Source organism: Delftia acidovorans NBRC 14950 (assembly GCF_001598795.1).
Taxonomy (GTDB): domain Bacteria; phylum Pseudomonadota; class Gammaproteobacteria; order Burkholderiales; family Burkholderiaceae_C; genus Comamonas; species Comamonas acidovorans.
In genome coordinates, this window is sequence record NZ_BCZP01000003.1 from 64023 (window position 1) to 79060 (window position 15038).

A 15038-nucleotide genomic window follows, 5' to 3' on the forward strand; every position below is an offset into this window, starting at 1 on the left:
ACACACCATGGTCAGCGCCGTCTTCCACTTCCCGGCCGAATCCGCTGCCGCGCCGGCAGCCGCCTCCACACCGATCTCCGCGCAGGTCTCAGGGCCCGCCGCTCCAGCCGCGCCGGCCCCCCAGGCCCGGGCACCCGCCGCCCCGCGCGACTGGGCAGCGCTCTCGCGTGCCTTCTGGCTGGCCGTGCTGCCGCCGCTGTGCGGCTTGGGTTTGCTGGTGGGCGTGTGGTCCCTGGTGGCTGCAGGCTCGGGCCAGAGCATTCCGGGGCCATTGGCGACCTGGCAGCAGGCGGTGGAGATTTTCAGCGACCCGTTCTACCGCAACGGCCCCAATGACCAGGGCGTGGGCTGGAATGTGCTGGCCTCGCTGCAGCGCGTGGCCGTGGGCTTTGGCCTGGCGGCGCTGGTCGGCATTCCGGCCGGCTTCGTGATCGGGCGCTTCAACTTCCTGTCGCGCATGTTCAACCCGCTGATCAGCCTGCTGCGCCCGGTGTCGCCGCTGGCCTGGCTGCCCATCGGCCTGCTGGTCTTCAAGGGCGCCAACCCGGCGGCCATCTGGACCATCTTCATCTGCTCGATCTGGCCCATGCTCATCAACACCGCCGTGGGCGTGCAGCGCGTGCCCCAGGACTACATGAACGTGGCGCGCGTGCTCAACCTCAGCGAATGGAAGATCGCCACCACCATCCTGTTCCCGGCCGTGCTGCCCTACATGCTGACCGGCGTGCGCCTGGCCGTGGGCACGGCCTGGCTGGTCATCGTCGCGGCCGAGATGCTCACCGGCGGCGTGGGCATCGGCTTCTGGGTCTGGGACGAGTGGAACAACCTCAACGTCAAGAACATCATCATCGCGATCTTCGTGATCGGCATCGTGGGCCTGCTGCTGGAGATGGCCCTGGTCAAGCTGGCAACGGCATTTACGTTCGAAGAGGTGAAGGCATGAATGCATCGTCCAAGTTCATCGAGGTCCAGGGCGTGGAGCAGAGCTTCAAGACCGCCAAGGGCCTGTTTCCGGCGCTGCGCAATATCGACCTGACCATTGCGCGGGGCGAGTTCGTCTCGCTGATCGGCCACTCGGGCTGCGGTAAGTCCACCCTGCTGAACCTGATCGCGGGCCTGACCACGCCCACCACGGGCGTGCTGCTGTGCGCCAACAAGGAGATCAAGGGCCCCGGGCCCGAGCGCGCCGTGGTCTTCCAGAACCACTCGCTGCTGCCCTGGCTGACCTGCGAGGGCAATATCCACCTGGCCGTGGAGCGCGTCTATGGCCGCACGGAAAGCCGCACCCAGCTCAAGGCACGCACCCTGGCCGCGCTGGAGCTGGTGGGCCTGGCCCATGCCGCGCACAAGCGGCCCGGTGAAATCTCGGGCGGCATGAAGCAGCGCGTGGGCATTGCGCGCGCGCTGTCGATGGAGCCGCAGGTGCTGCTGATGGACGAGCCCTTCGGCGCGCTCGATGCGCTCACGCGCGCCAAGCTGCAGGACGAGCTGCTGGAGATCGTGGCGCGCACGCAAAGCACCGTGGTCATGGTCACCCACGATGTGGACGAGGCCGTGCTGCTGTCCGACAAGATCGTGATGATGACCAACGGCCCGGCAGCCACCATCGGCGAGGTGCTGGAAGTCGGCATCGCCCGGCCGCGCAACCGCGTGGCGCTGGCCGAGGACGACCGCTACCGCGAGTGCCGCAAGGCGGTGATCGACTTCCTCTATACGCGCCAGGGGCATGTGGAAAAGGCGGCCTGAACCTTCGCCGGTCCTGCCGCCTTCCAGGCCCTGCACAGAGCGGGCCGGCCGAGCCCCGGTTCAGTGCCGGCCCGAGATGTAGTGCTCCAGCTGCTCGATGATGAACTTCTGCTCGGAGATGATGTCCTTGACCAGGTCTCCGATGGAGATCAGGCCCAACAGCTTGCCGCCCTCGTCCACCACGGGCAGGTGGCGCAGCCGGTTCTCGGTCATCACCGCCATGCATTCCTGCGTGGTCTGGGTGGGGCCGACGAAGAGCACGTCGCGCGTCATCACGTCGCGCACCAGGGTGGCGCCCGAGGTGCGCCCCAGCAGCGCGATCTTGCGCGCGTAGTCGCGCTCGGTGACGATGCCTGCGATCTCGCTGCCCTCCATCACGAGCAGGGCGCCAATGCCCTTGTCGGCCATGAGCCGCAGCGCGTCGAGCACGGAATCGGTAGGCGCGATGCTGTACACCGCGCCGCTGGCCTTGGCCTTGAGAATGTCTGCAACTGCTGTCATGGGTGCCTTTCAGTCGTTCGCCAATTCGGTTCTAGTGTCATCCGAACTGCGCCCAAAAAGCAACAGGGCCAGCGCGTGTATGCACACGCACCGGCCCTGCCCGATTCAGTGAATGCGGCCCTTCAGCGGCGGCCGCCCAGCAGGCTGCCACCAATCTTCATCAGATCGCTGAGACCTACCTGGCCGTCGCCATCCTGATCGAGCAGGCTGCCCAGCAAACCACCACCCAGGCCGCCCTGCTGCTGGGCCTGCGCATGCTCGCGGCCCAGCACCTGGCCCAGGCCGCCGGCATCCATGCCGCCTGCGCTCACGCGCTGTGCAAGAAAGGACATGACGATGGGGGCCAGCAGCTGCAGCAGCTGGGCCGCGCCGCCGCTGCCCAGGCCCGTGGCCTGGCCCAGTCCGTCCTGCGCGCGCTGCTGGTTGCCGCCCAGGATGTGGCCGAGGATGGCCGCTCCATCGAGCCCGCCACCTGCATTGCCGCCCGCGCCCGCGCCTGCGCCGCCGCCCAGCAGCGAGCCCAGCAGGCCGCCGAGGTCCAGGCCACCGGCACCGCCGCTGGCCGCGCCATGGTCGCGCTGCAGCGCGCCGAAGAGATTGGCCGCGCCCTGCGGATCGGCCGCATTGCGGCCCAGCGAGGCCAGCAGCACGGGCAGGGCCGCGCCCACGGCGCTTTCGGTCTGGGCGGGGCTGGCGCCGATCTGGTCCGCCATCTGCTGCATGGGCGCGCCCTGCAGTTGGGCCATCAGTTCGGCGGCCAGGGAAGAGCTGGAGTTCATGGTCGTTCCTTCATCCGGTCGCCCGGTCAACACAAAACCACATGGTATGCGCAAGCCTGCGCAGCGCACATGACGGCGCCACGCCCAAGTGTCAACGATGTTTTCCAGCGGCCGCAGTACCCCGCAGAGGTCAGGTCGTGGTCAGCACCCTCTGCGGCTGCGCGCGCGCCTGCCGCATCTGTGGCGGGCTCTGCACCTGGCTGCGTGCCTGGCCGCCTGCCGGGCTCTGTGCCTGGGCCTTCATGGACCGGCGCAGGGCCACGGCATCGCCCGCTGCGGCAGGCGAGCGGCCCGTGGCGTCCAGCCGGAACACCTGCACGGTTTCCGACACGGTCTGCGCCTGGGCCTGCAAGGCCATGGCCGATGCCGCGTTCTGCTCGACCAGGGCCGCGTTCTGCTGCGTGATGCTGTCCAGATGCGCCACGGCCGCGTTGACCTGCGAGATGCCGCTGAGCTGCTCGCTGGAGGCGCTGTGGATCTCGCCGATCAACAGACTCACGCGCCGCACCAGATCCAGCGATTCGATCATGGTCTTCTGCGCCACCTCGGTCCTCTGGTTACCGTCCAGCACCTTGGCGGCGGAGTCGTCGATGAGCTCGCGGATCTCCTTGGCCGCCGCCAGCGTGCGCTGCGAGAGGCTGCGCACCTCGGCCGCCACGACCGCAAAGCCCCGGCCCTGGTCGCCTGCGCGCGCGGCTTCCACCGCAGCGTTCAGCGCCAGGATATTGGTCTGGAAGGCGATGGAGTCGATGAGCTGCGTGATCTCGCCGATGCGCCCCGACGCGGCCTGGATCTGCTTCATGGTGGCGGCCACGCCATCGACGGCGCCGCTGCTGCGTTCGGCCACCTCGCTGGCCTGGGCGGCCAGGTCCGTGGCCTGGCGAGCCGAGTCGGCCGTGTGCTTGACGGTGCCCGTGATCTCCTCCATGGAGGCCGCCGTCTGCTGCAGGTTGCCCGCCTGGGTTTCGGTGCGCGCGGACAGGTCATGGTTGCCCTGCGCGATTTCCCGGCTGGAGATCTGCATCTTGTCGCTTTCCTCGCGCGCATCGCGCACGATGGACAGCAGGTTCACGTTGAGCTGGCTCAACGCCTTCTGCAGATCGCCCACCACGTCCTTGCGCGTGATGCGTATGGTCTGCGTCAGGTCGCCGGCCGCCAGGCGGTTGGCCAGCAGCACCATCTGCGCCAGCGGCGCCACGGTCAGCCGGTAGGCCCAGGCCCCGGCCAGGCCCGTGAAGATGCAGACCGCCAGCCAGGCCAGCGCAGACCATGCGTCCAGCGTATGCCCACCGGCCAGCGCCGCGCCAAAGGCCGCCGCCACCACCATGAAGAAGATCAGCACCAGCTTGCCGGCCAGGCCCAGGCTCAATGCGTTGGCCAGGCGGCCGCGCAGGTTGTTGCGCAACAGGTGGCCGGCACGCAGCACGTGGACCCGGCGCCCGGCGTCCTTCTCGGCGCGCATGGTGGCGTAGAGGCGCTCGGCCGCATCGGTCTGCTCGCGCGTGGCCTCGGTGCGCACCGACATGTAGCCCGAGGGCCGGTCACCCTCCATCAGCGGGGTGACATTGGCCATGACCCAGTAGAAGTCGCCGTTCTTGCGCCGGTTCTTCACGGGGGCGGACCAGGGCAGGCCCGCCGAGATGGTCTCCCACATGTCGCGGAAGGCTTCCTCGGGCATGTCGGGGTGGCGGATCATGTTGTGGGGCTGGCCCAGCAGGTCTTCGCGCTCGTAGCCGCTGACCTCGATGAACATCGGGTTGCAGTAGAGGATGCGGCCCTTCAGGTCCGTGGTGGAGACCAGGGTCTGGCCCTTGGGAAACGAGTACTCGCGCGTACTGACCGGCAGATTAACTCTCATAGGCATCCCTCCCTTGAAGAAGAAAAATCCTGCGTGCCCCATCCGGCCCAGCGAGCCGCTGGCCGGAGTTCAAAGTTTTTACCCCGAACCGCCCCATTTGAAACAAATAAAAACAAAACCTCCATTGGATTCAGACATCTGATAGGACCGTATCGATAGCACGCGCACCGCTTTGATGCATGCGGCGCACCAGCCTGGCACGGCCGCGCGGGCTCGCGTCCCCGCGCAATCAGTCGCCACAGGGCAGCAGGCCTGGCACGCAGCTTGCTAAATCCCGGGCGTGGCCATGAAGGGCCGCAGGGCCAGGCGCAACGACGTGCCACGGCCCGGGACAAAGGCGTCACCCCGCGCGCAGCCATCGGCCGCGCAGCGTGGGGACGCCTTTTTTGTTTTCCGAAACGCAACGGGGGCACGATGAAAAAATCCAGGCTGGTGATGGTGGGCAACGGCATGGCCGGCGTCCGCACGCTGGAGGAGCTGCTCAAGATCGCGCCCGACCTCTACGAGATCACGGTATTCGGGGCCGAGCCCCACCCCAACTACAACCGCATCATGCTGTCGCCCGTGCTGGCGGGCGAGCAGCAGCTGGACGAGATCATCCTCAACGACTGGTCCTGGTATGCGCAGCACGGCATCACCCTGCATGCGGGCTGCCGCGTGCACGCAGTCGACCGGGCGCGCCGCGTGGTGCACGCCATGGACGCGGCCGGACAGCCGGTGAGCGCCGAGTACGACCGGCTGATCCTGGCCACGGGCTCGCGCCCCTTCATGCTGCCCGTGCCCGGACGCGAGCTGGAAGGCGTGCTGGGCTACCGCGACATTGCCGACACCCAGGCCATGATCGCGGCGGCCGCCAGCCACCGCCATGCCGTGGTCATCGGCGGCGGCCTGCTGGGCCTGGAGGCCGCCAACGGACTCATGAAGCGCGGCATGGACGTTACCGTGGTGCATGCAGGCGAACGCCTGCTGGACCGCCAGCTCGACGAGACCGCCGCCGCCATGCTGCAGGCCTCGCTGGCCGAGCGCGGCATGCGCTTTCTGATGCAGGCCCAGACCCGGGCGCTGACGGGCGACGGCCAGGGCCGCGTGGCCTGCGTGCACCTGCAGGACGGGCGCGAGGCACCGGCCTCGCTGGTGGTCATGGCCGTGGGCATCCGGCCCGAGACCACGCTGGCCGAGCAGATGCACCTGCACGTGCAGCGCGGCATCGTGGTCAGCGACACGCTGCAGACCGTGACCGACCCGCGCATCTACGCCGTGGGCGAGTGCGCGGCGCACCGGGGCGTGGCCTACGGGCTGGTGGCGCCGCTGTTCGAGCAAGGCAAGGTGCTGGCCAACCACCTGGCGGAGATGGGCATCGGCCGCTATCCGGGCTCGCAGACCTCGGCCAAGCTCAAGGTCACGGGCATCCATCTGTTCAGCGCGGGCGACTTCCGCGGCGACGAGGGCACGGAGGAAATCGTGCTCAGCGACCCCGGCGCGGGCGTATACCGCAAGCTTGTGCTGCGCGGTGACAGGCTGGTCGGCGCCTGCCTGTATGGCGACACAGAGGACGGTGGCTGGTACTTCCGCCTGCTGCGCGATGGCGTGGCAGTGCAGGAGCTGCGCGACCGCCTCATGTTCGGCGAAAGTCAAGCAGGCCAAGCCAGCCAGGCCAGCAAGGCCAACCAGGCCAGCGGCGCGTGACGGCGCCCGTGCCCTGCCCTTCCCTCATCCACCCCAGGCCCACCATGCAAGAAACCCGATCCACCTGCCCCTATTGCGGCGTAGGCTGCGGCGTCCTCATCGAAAGCGATGGTGCGCGCATCACGGGCGTGCGCGGCGATCCGGCGCACCCCGCCAACCACGGCCGCCTGTGCACCAAGGGCAGTACCCTGCACCTGACGGCCTCGCCCGCCCTGGCACAGCAGACGCGGCTGCTGCAGCCCGCGCTGCGTGCCACGCGCGGCGCGGCGCCCCAGGATGTGGGCTGGGATGCCGCACTGGACCTGGCCGCCGGCAGGCTGGCCTCCATCGTGCAGGAGCACGGCCCCGACGCCGTGGGCCTGTATGTGAGCGGCCAGTTGCTGACCGAGGACTACTACGTCTTCAACAAGCTGGCCAAGGGCCTGATCGGCACCAACAACATCGACACCAATTCGCGCCTTTGCATGAGCAGCGCCGTGGCCGGCTACAAGCTCACGCTGGGCGCTGACGCGCCACCGGCCTGCTACGAGGATGTGGACCATGCGGACTGCCTTTTCATCGCGGGCAGCAACGCGGCCTGGGCGCATCCCGTGCTCACGCGGCGCATCGAGCAGGCGCGTGCCGCGCGGCCGCAGATGAAGATCATCGTGGCCGACCCGCGCCGCACCGACACGGCCGGCATGGCCGACCTCTTCCTGCCGCTGCGCCCGGGCAGCGACACCCTGCTGTTCCACGGCATGCTGCACATCATGGAACTGGAAGGCTGGCTGGACCAGGCCTACATCGCACGCCACACCAGCGGCTTTGCCGACCTGCAGGCCCTGGTGCGGGAGGCCACGCCCGAGCGCGTGGGCGATCTCTGCGGCCTGCCCCGGCACGATCTGTTCCAGGCCGCGCAATGGTTTGCGCTGGGCGGGGATGCACGCGACGGCGCCGCCCGTGGCGCAACGCTCAGCCTGTACTGCCAGGGCCTGAACCAGAGCAGCAACGGCACGGCCAAGAACGCCGCGCTGATCGGCCTGCACCTGGCCACGGGCCAGATCGGGCGCGCGGGCGCGGGGCCGTTTTCGCTCACGGGCCAGCCCAATGCCATGGGCGGGCGCGAGGTGGGCGGGCTGGCCAACCTGCTGTCGGCCCACCGCGACCTGGCCAACCCGGCCCACCGCGCCGAAGTGGCCGCACTGTGGGGCGTGGACGCCGTGCCGCCCCGCCCCGGCAAGACCGCCGTGGAGATGTTCGAGGCCGCCGCCGAGGGCGAGATCCGCGCGCTGTGGATAGCCTGCACCAACCCTGCGCAAAGCATGCCCGACCAGGCCCTGGTGCGGCGCGCGCTGCAGCGGGCCGAATTCGTCATCGTGCAGGAGGCCTTTGCCACCACCGCCACCTGCGCCTACGCCGACCTGCTGCTGCCTGCCACCACCTGGGGCGAGAAGATCGGCACGGTGACCAACAGCGAAAGGCGCATCTCGCGCGTGCGCCCCGCCGTGGCCGCACCCGGCGCCGCACGCCATGACTGGCGCATTGCCGTGGACTGCGCGCGGCGCATGGAGGCACGGCTGCGCCCGGGCCGGCCCAGCCTCTTCCCCTACGACACCGAAGACGCCACTGCCGGCGCCCAGGCCATCTGGAACGAGCACCGCGAGAGCACGCGCGGGCGTGACCTGGACATCACCGGCCTGTCCTGGGATTTGCTGGACGCGCAAGGCCCCCAGCAATGGCCGCTGCCCGAAGGCGCAGCCCAGGGCCGCGCACGGCTCTACGAAGACGGCCGCTTTCCCACGCCCGATGGCCGCGCACGCTTTGCCCTGCTGCCCTGGCAGCCGCTGGCCGAGCCTCCCGATGCGCACTATCCCTTCAGCCTGACCACGGGCCGGCTGCGCGACCAGTGGCACGGCATGAGCCGCACGGGCCAGCTGGGCCGCTTGTTCGGCCATGCGGCCGAGCCCTGCCTGCAAATGCACCCGCGGGACATGGCCGAGCGCGGCCTGCGCGCGGGCGACCTGGTGCAGATGAGCAGCCGGCGCGGCGCCCTGCTGGTGCCGGTGCAGCCCGATGACACGCTGACGCCCTCCCAGCTCTTCATGGCCATGCACTGGGGCGGCGAGTACCTGGGCGGCACTTCAATGGGCGGCATCAACGCCCTGACCACACCGGCCTTGTGCCCCGGCTCCAAGCAGCCCGAACTCAAGCACACGGCCGTGAAGCTGCAAAAGGCCGAACTGCCCTGGACCCTGCTGGCCATGGCCTGGCTGCCCGAGGACCGGGTGCTGGCCGTGCGCGAGCAGTTGTCCGCCCTCATGCCGCACTTCGGCTTTGCCAGCTGCGTGCCCTTTGGCAATGCCGTCCCGCTGCAGGACGCCGCCCGGGCCCGGCACGGCGTGCTGCTGCGCGCCGCCGCGCATGGGGCGCCGGGCGAGGCCGTCCTCGCACGGATCGAATCCCTGCTGGGCCTGGATGCCGCCGACACCCTGCGCTACACCGACCGCCGCCGCCAGCACAGCCGCGCGCTGCGGCTGGACCGCCACAGCCTGTCCACCACGGTCGAGGCCCTGCTGCTGGCCGGCGACACGCGCGCGGGCAGCTGGCTGTCCACCCTGCTGCAGGACCAGATGCCGGCACAGGACTATGGCCGCCTGCTGCTCATGCCCTCGGGCTCGGCGCCGCTGGCCATCCAGCCGCGTGCGCGCCAGGTCTGTACCTGCTTCGATGTGGACGAGACCGCGATCGCAGGCGCGCTTGCGCGCTGCGAGGGCAGCGACGACGCTCGCCTGGCCGCGCTGCAGGGCCAGTTGCGATGCGGCACCAATTGCGGCTCCTGCCTGCCCGAGCTCAAGCGCCTGGTGCGCCACATACCCCTGGCGGAGAGCCAGGAGTCCGCATGAAAGAGGCGATGGAACAACGGGTTTGCATATATAGCGAAAAGTAATGAAACCTGCGGGAAAATATGCCCCCACAGGATTCCACCCACGATTGCAACGCCATGGGCATCAGCCAATACATCAAGGAAATAGGCCGCGGCGCACGCGGAGCCAAGGCGCTGGAGCGCACGCAGGCGGCCGACCTGTTCGGCCAGGTGCTGGACGGCGGCGTCAGCGACCTGGAGATCGGGGCCTTTTGCATCGCCATGCGCATCAAGGGCGAGACCGTCGAGGAGATGAGCGGCTTCCTGGACGCCGTGCATGCGCGCGTCGCCCGTTTTCCCGCCTCGGCCAATGGCCGCCCCGTGATCGTGCTGCCCAGCTACAACGGCGCGCGCCGCCTGCCCGTGCTCACGCCCCTGCTGGCCCTGCTGCTGGCGCGCGAAGGCCTGCCCGTGCTGCTGCACGGCATGCGCACCGAGGCGCGCCGCATCCTGGCCAGCGATGTGCTGCAGGCCCTGGGCATTGCGCCGCTGCCATCTCCCCAGGCCCTGGCCGGCGGCCAGGTGGCCCATATCCATACCGAACATCTGCACCCGGCCCTGGCGCGCCTGCTGTCCGTGCGCGAGGTCATCGGCCTGCGCAACCCGGGCCACAGCGTGGTCAAGCTGCTGGCACCCTGCGACGGCCCCTCCCTGCTGGTGACGGCCTACACCCATCCCGAGTACCTGCCCATGCTGCACGGCACCTTCGGGACATTGGGCATGAATGTCCTGCTCTCGCGCGGGCTGGAAGGCGAGGTCGCGGCCGACCCGCGCCGGCTGCCGCGCTACGACGGCTTTGTGGCAGGCGCCCACCAGCTGCTGGCCGAGCAGCAAAGCGGCACCGCCTCCGACGTGCCGGGCCTGCCCGCCGAGATCGACGTGGACACCACGGCGCGCTACACCGAAGACGTGCTCGCGGGCCGGCTGCCCGTGCCGCCCGCGCTCACACGCCAGGTGGAACACATCGTCCACCTTGCCGATCAGATTCGCTGAATACCCCAGAAAAAACGGAGCCCCGCCATGACGACCCCGTCCCACACCCCCGCGAACACCGCCCGGCGCGGCACCTGCACCCTGGTCGGCGCCGGCCCCGGCGACCCGGAGCTGCTGACCATCAAGGCCCTCAAGGCCATACAGGCTGCCACCGTGCTGCTGGTCGATGACCTGGTCAGCGACGCCATCGTGGCCCATGCCGCGCCCACGGCGCGCATCGTCTACGTGGGCAAGCGCGGCGGCTGCAAGAGCACGCCCCAGGCCTTCATCGAAAAGCTCATGCTGAGCGCCGTGCAGGAGGGCGAGACCGTGGTGCGCCTGAAGGGCGGCGATCCCTTCATCTTCGGGCGCGGCGGCGAAGAGGTGGAGCACCTGCGCGAAGCGGGCGTCGAGGTCCAGGTCATCAACGGCATCACCGCTGGCCTGGCCGGGCTCACCAGCCTGGGCGCCCCGCTCACGCACCGCGACCGCGCGCACGGCGTGGTCTTCATCACGGGCCACGCCAAGCCCGGCGACAGCGGCACCGACTGGCGCCAGCTGGCCGCCACCGCACGCGATGCGCGGCTCACCCTGGTGATCTACATGGGCGTGAGCAGCGTGGAGCACATCCGCGCCGAGCTGCTCAATGGCCTGCCCGCAGCCACGCCCGTGGCCGTGATCCAGCACGCCAGCCTGCCACAACAGCGCCACGCGCTGACCACGCTGGGCGCGCTGGTGGAGTGCATTGCCGACACGGGCCTGGGCAGCCCCAGCGTCATCGTCGTTGGCGATGTGGTCCATGGCGTACGGGCAATGGCCGAACCTCAGACGCAGCTCACCGCTGCGGTTGCAGCCGCCTGAGTGCGAGATTGCTGCAATCAAAAATCTATCGATTCATAAAAGTCATTAGTTTTCATTAAAAATCCCCTGTTGGCTGCCGAAACGGCGTTTAGACCGTTTTGGCAGACCGTCAGCTCCGCCAGGCGGCGGTAGCGCCATCGGGGGATTCCATGAAAACACCAGGCCTTACTTTCACTTCCACAGCTGCGCAGATACGGCTGTCCGCATGGCGGCGCACGTGGTCGCCGCTGCTGGCCGGCTGCGCGCTTGGCATGGCCCTGCTCATGCCCGGCCTGGCTGCAGGCGCCGACATGGTGCTGGCCACGCGCGTCACGGCCGCTGCAAAGCCCTGGCTCACACCCGCGCACCGCCAGTGGCTGCAGGCGCGCGGGCCGCTGACCGTGGGCATTTCCCTGCCCGACCATCCTCCCCTGGAAATGATCGATGGCGAGCGCTTCCAGGGCATCACGGCCGACCACCTGGGACTGCTGTTTCCCGCACCGGTGCGCTTCAAGACCTATGGATCGCGCGTGGCCGTGCTCGATGCGCTGCGGCGCGGCGAGATCGACCTGGCCTGCGAGGGCACCGAGCTGGAGGCCGAACGCGCCGACCTGGCCCTGAGCGTGCCCTACCTGCCCAGCCAGCCCGTGCTGGTGTCGCTCTCGCATGCGCCCTTCGACGCGGAGCGCCGGGGCGCGCGGCTGGCCATGACGCCCAACCAGCTGCTGCGCTCCCAGGTTGCGGCCGCCTATCCTCTCAGCGAGCTGCTGACCTATGAAACACCCCGCCGCGCGCTGGAGGCGCTGAGCCTGGGCGAGATCGACGGCTTCGTCGGCGACACGGTCACGGTGCACTACCTGATCCAGGCCAACTACCTGCTCAACCTGCGCGTGCAGGGCTTTGCCCCCATAGAGAGCCGAGGCTTCGGCATGCTGGTGCGGCATAACGATACGCAGCTGAAGGCCTATCTGGACCAGGCCCTGCCCACCATCACCTTGCAGCATGGCGACGACATTCTGCACAGCTGGAGCGGCAGCCGCCGTCCGCTGCTGGGAAGCGACCGCGTGGCCCTGACACCCTCGGAAAAGCAGTGGCTGGATGCCCATCCCCGCATTCCCGTGGTGCTCAACAGCTCCCTGGGATCGCTGGGAAAGCTGAATGCCGACCGCCAGGCCGAGGGCATAGGACCCGACTACCTGGACCTGATCAGCCACCGCGCCGGCCTGCAGTTCGACTACGTGACCGCACGCAACTACACCGAACTCGAGGCCATTCTGGGCTCGGGCAAGGCCCTGCTCACCCCCGTCTACACCTCGCCGCCGATTGCATCGCCCGATATCAAGCTGCTGCCGCCCTACCTGCGCAGCGCGGTGGTGGTGATGGCCCGGCCCGAGGCGAATGCGGGCACACAGCGTGACAAGGGCATACACCACCTGCAGGGACTGGAGGGCAAGCGCGTGGCCATGGTCGCTGGCTTCTTCCTGGAAGACACGGTGCGCCGCGAGCATCCGCGCATACGGCTGCAGCTGTATCCCGACCTGGCCCAGGCCCTGGCCAGCGTGGCGGCCGATGACAGCGATGCCTTCGTCGGCAACGACTACGCAGCGCGCTATGCCAACGCCCAGCAATTGGGCAACCAGTTGCAGCTCACCGGCATCCTGGAGGACTACACCCGCCCCGTGAGCCTGGCCGTGCATGCCGCCGAGCCCGAGCTTCTGAGCATTCTGGAGAAGGCCCAGCTGTCCATCTCACCCGAAGAAATGGCCGAAATCGTGCGCCTGTGGGCACCGCGCGATAGCGGCAGCGGCACGCGCTTTTGGCGCGAGCACCGCCAGCGCCTGCTGCTGCTGCTGGCAGCGCTGGCGCTGGCCACGGCCACTTCCCTGGTCTGGGGCTTTTACCTGAGCCGCCAGATGCGCAGGACGCGCCGTGCCGAGCGGCGCGCCGAGGCCGCCAACCGGGCCAAAAGCCTGTTCCTGTCCACCACCAGCCACGAGATACGCACGCCGCTGAGCGCCATCATCGGCCTGCTGGAGCTGGCGCAGGACCGCGAAAAACGCGGCCTGCCCCACCGCGATACGCTGGCCGCGGCCCACAAGGCCTCCCAGGGCATGCTGCTGCTGCTGGGCAATGTGCTGGACCTGCACCGCATCGAGTCGGGCCACATCGACTCCACGCCCCAGCCCGTGGCGCTGCGGCCGCTGATCGAAGACATGGCCCCGCTGCTGCAGGGCCTGGCGCACGGCAAGCGGCTGTCGCTGCGCACCCAGGTTGGCAAGGGCGTGGACCACAGCGTGACGGCCGACCCGCTGCACCTCAAGCAGGTGCTGTTCAACCTGCTGAGCAATGCCATCAAATTCACCGAACGCGGCAGCGTCACCCTGCGCGCGCAAGGCACCCGCCGCCATGACCGCCTGCTGCTGCAGATGGAGGTGGAGGACACCGGCATCGGCATTGCGCCGCAGGACCAGGCCCGGCTGTTCAAGCCCTTTTCGCAGGTGCCGGGCGCCCATCAGGACCAGGCCTTCGGCAGCGGCCTGGGCCTGAGCATCACGCGCCGCCTGCTGGAGCACATGGGTGGGACCATCACCCTGGAGAGCGTGCCGGGCCGGGGCTCACGCTTCACGGTCAGGTTGAGCCTGCCGCTGGTGGAGCCGGACGACAGGCCGTCGGCCGAAGAAGTATTGCCCCGGATCATGCCCGTGCCCCTGGAGCTGCGTGCAAAGGCCGATACAGGCACCGAGCCCCTGCCCGAAGTCCCGGCCGAGCCTGAACTCAGAATCCTGGCCGTGGAAGACTATCTGTTCAATCGCGAACTGCTCAAGAGCCAGTTCACCGCGCTGGGCCACGGCATCTCGCTGGCCGGCGATGGGCAGGAGGCCTGGGCGCGTTGCCTGGTCGAGTCCTTCGATCTCATCATCACCGACGGCCGCATGCCGATCATGGACGGCTTCGAGTTCATCCGGCGTCTGCGTCGGCGGGAAGCCGAAAACCAGCTGCGCCGCTGCCGCGTGATTGCGCTGACCGCCAGTCCCGAGGCCTCCGAGGCCCTGCGCTACCTGCAGGCCGGTGCCGACGAGGTGCTGTCCAAGCCGGCTTCCATGGAAGACCTCAGGCGCGTCATCGAGCAGGTGCGGGACGAGTTGCAGGGCAGCGCGCCCGGCACCTGGCATCGGCCACCCGCCGCACCCTCCACGCTCAGCCCGGCTTGACCGAACTGCTGGCCGTCACGCGGCTTTGCTCGAAGCGCTGGGCCAGCTCGCGGCGCAGGTCCTTGCGGATCAGCGCGGCCTGCCAGCGGCGCTTTTCCTCGTCGGTGGCCGGCACCAGCGTGGGCACGGGCGCAGGCTGCTTGTTCTCGTCCACCGCCACCATGGTGAAAAAGCAGCTGTTGACATGGCGCACCACCTGGGTGCGGATGTCCTCGGCCACCACCTTGATGCCGATCTCCATCGACGACTTGCCCGTGTGGTTGACGCTGGCCAGGAAGGTCACCAGCTCGCCCACATGGATGGGCTGCAGGAACATCACCTGGTCCACGCTCAGCGTGACCACATAGCGGCCCGCGTAGCGGCTGGCGCAGGCATAGGCCACCTGGTCGAGCTGCTTGAGAACGGCGCCGCCATGGACGTTGCCCGAAAAGTTCGCCATGTCGGGCGACATGAGCACGGTCATGCTCAGCTGGTGCGATGGGAAATTCATCACGGGATTTTAGGTCCCCCTGAGTCGCTGCGCGCCTTCCCCCAGAGGGGGA

The 15038-nt window shown here is 68.9% G+C and carries 11 protein-coding genes; 7 read left to right on the plus strand and 4 right to left on the minus strand.

Annotated features, from left to right (window positions below; genetic code table 11):
- Positions 1-7 precede the first annotated feature (7 nt).
- Together ntrB and DA1_RS04795 are read left to right on the plus strand one after the other, a co-directional pair.
- Positions 8-943 (plus strand): nitrate ABC transporter permease, encoded by a 936-nt coding sequence (ntrB, locus tag DA1_RS04790; RefSeq protein ID WP_034391448.1) that lies wholly within the window; start codon positions 8-10, stop codon positions 941-943.
- Positions 940-1746 carry an ABC transporter ATP-binding protein gene (locus tag DA1_RS04795; RefSeq protein WP_034391446.1) on the plus strand — a complete coding sequence of 269 codons (807 nt, stop codon included), beginning with the start codon at positions 940-942 and terminating at the stop codon, positions 1744-1746. Before ntrB ends, DA1_RS04795 begins: the two co-directional genes overlap by 4 nt.
- Positions 1747-1806: 60 nt before the next feature.
- Here DA1_RS04795 and DA1_RS04800 read toward each other — a convergent pair whose 3' ends face one another.
- The 3 genes from DA1_RS04800 to DA1_RS04810 all read right to left on the minus strand — a co-directional run bounded on the left by DA1_RS04800 (position 1807) and on the right by DA1_RS04810 (position 4884).
- Entirely contained in the window at positions 1807-2247 is a 441-nt protein-coding gene (locus DA1_RS04800) for a CBS domain-containing protein (RefSeq protein ID WP_034391444.1), read from the minus strand.
- Positions 2248-2369: 122 nt separating this feature from the next.
- Positions 2370-3026, minus strand: a complete 657-nt coding sequence (locus tag DA1_RS04805) for a DUF937 domain-containing protein (RefSeq protein ID WP_034391443.1) — start codon at positions 3024-3026, stop codon at positions 2370-2372.
- A gap of 130 nt (positions 3027-3156) precedes the next feature.
- Complete coding sequence (locus DA1_RS04810) at positions 3157-4884, minus strand: methyl-accepting chemotaxis protein (RefSeq protein ID WP_034391441.1); 1728 nt, start codon at positions 4882-4884, stop codon at positions 3157-3159.
- 414 nt (positions 4885-5298) lie between these two features.
- Between DA1_RS04810 and DA1_RS04815 the strand changes: the two genes are divergently transcribed.
- From DA1_RS04815 to DA1_RS04835, 5 genes are all read left to right on the plus strand, one after another.
- On the plus strand, positions 5299-6570 hold the full coding sequence (locus DA1_RS04815; protein WP_080736821.1) for an NAD(P)/FAD-dependent oxidoreductase: 1272 nt from the start codon (positions 5299-5301) through the stop codon (positions 6568-6570).
- Between the two features lie 44 nt (positions 6571-6614).
- Positions 6615-9452, plus strand: coding sequence for a nitrate reductase (locus DA1_RS04820; RefSeq protein WP_034391439.1), 2838 nt, complete (start codon positions 6615-6617; stop codon positions 9450-9452).
- A gap of 98 nt (positions 9453-9550) precedes the next feature.
- Positions 9551-10465 carry a DNA-binding protein YbiB gene (gene ybiB / locus DA1_RS04825; protein WP_034391437.1) on the plus strand — a complete coding sequence of 305 codons (915 nt, stop codon included), beginning with the start codon at positions 9551-9553 and terminating at the stop codon, positions 10463-10465.
- Between the two features lie 27 nt (positions 10466-10492).
- Positions 10493-11305, plus strand: coding sequence for a uroporphyrinogen-III C-methyltransferase (gene cobA / locus DA1_RS04830; protein WP_013803477.1), 813 nt, complete (start codon positions 10493-10495; stop codon positions 11303-11305).
- Between the two features lie 149 nt (positions 11306-11454).
- Positions 11455-14496, plus strand: coding sequence for an ATP-binding protein (locus tag DA1_RS04835; protein ID WP_230590734.1), 3042 nt, complete (start codon positions 11455-11457; stop codon positions 14494-14496).
- Here DA1_RS04835 and DA1_RS04840 read toward each other — a convergent pair.
- Positions 14483-14986, minus strand: coding sequence for an acyl-CoA thioesterase (locus tag DA1_RS04840; RefSeq protein WP_013803479.1), 504 nt, complete (start codon positions 14984-14986; stop codon positions 14483-14485). The genes DA1_RS04835 and DA1_RS04840 overlap by 14 nt on opposite strands.
- Positions 14987-15038 lie beyond the last annotated feature (52 nt).

Excerpts from the sequence above, each read along its gene's own strand:
- DA1_RS04795 (WP_034391446.1), top strand. The coding sequence starts at position 940 with ATGAATGCATCGTCCAAGTTCATCGAGGTCCAGGGCGTGGAGCAGAGC.
- DA1_RS04805 (WP_034391443.1), bottom strand. The coding sequence starts at position 3,026 with ATGAACTCCAGCTCTTCCCTGGCCGCCGAACTGATGGCCCAACTGCAG.
- cobA (WP_013803477.1), top strand. The coding sequence starts at position 10,493 with ATGACGACCCCGTCCCACACCCCCGCGAACACCGCCCGGCGCGGCACC.
- ybiB (WP_034391437.1), top strand. The coding sequence starts at position 9,551 with ATGGGCATCAGCCAATACATCAAGGAAATAGGCCGCGGCGCACGCGGA.
- DA1_RS04835 (WP_230590734.1), top strand. The coding sequence starts at position 11,455 with ATGAAAACACCAGGCCTTACTTTCACTTCCACAGCTGCGCAGATACGG.
- DA1_RS04800 (WP_034391444.1), bottom strand. The coding sequence starts at position 2,247 with ATGACAGCAGTTGCAGACATTCTCAAGGCCAAGGCCAGCGGCGCGGTG.
- DA1_RS04815 (WP_080736821.1), top strand. The coding sequence starts at position 5,299 with ATGAAAAAATCCAGGCTGGTGATGGTGGGCAACGGCATGGCCGGCGTC.
- DA1_RS04810 (WP_034391441.1), bottom strand. The coding sequence starts at position 4,884 with ATGAGAGTTAATCTGCCGGTCAGTACGCGCGAGTACTCGTTTCCCAAG.
- DA1_RS04820 (WP_034391439.1), top strand. The coding sequence starts at position 6,615 with ATGCAAGAAACCCGATCCACCTGCCCCTATTGCGGCGTAGGCTGCGGC.
- ntrB (WP_034391448.1), top strand. The coding sequence starts at position 8 with ATGGTCAGCGCCGTCTTCCACTTCCCGGCCGAATCCGCTGCCGCGCCG.
- DA1_RS04840 (WP_013803479.1), bottom strand. The coding sequence starts at position 14,986 with ATGAATTTCCCATCGCACCAGCTGAGCATGACCGTGCTCATGTCGCCC.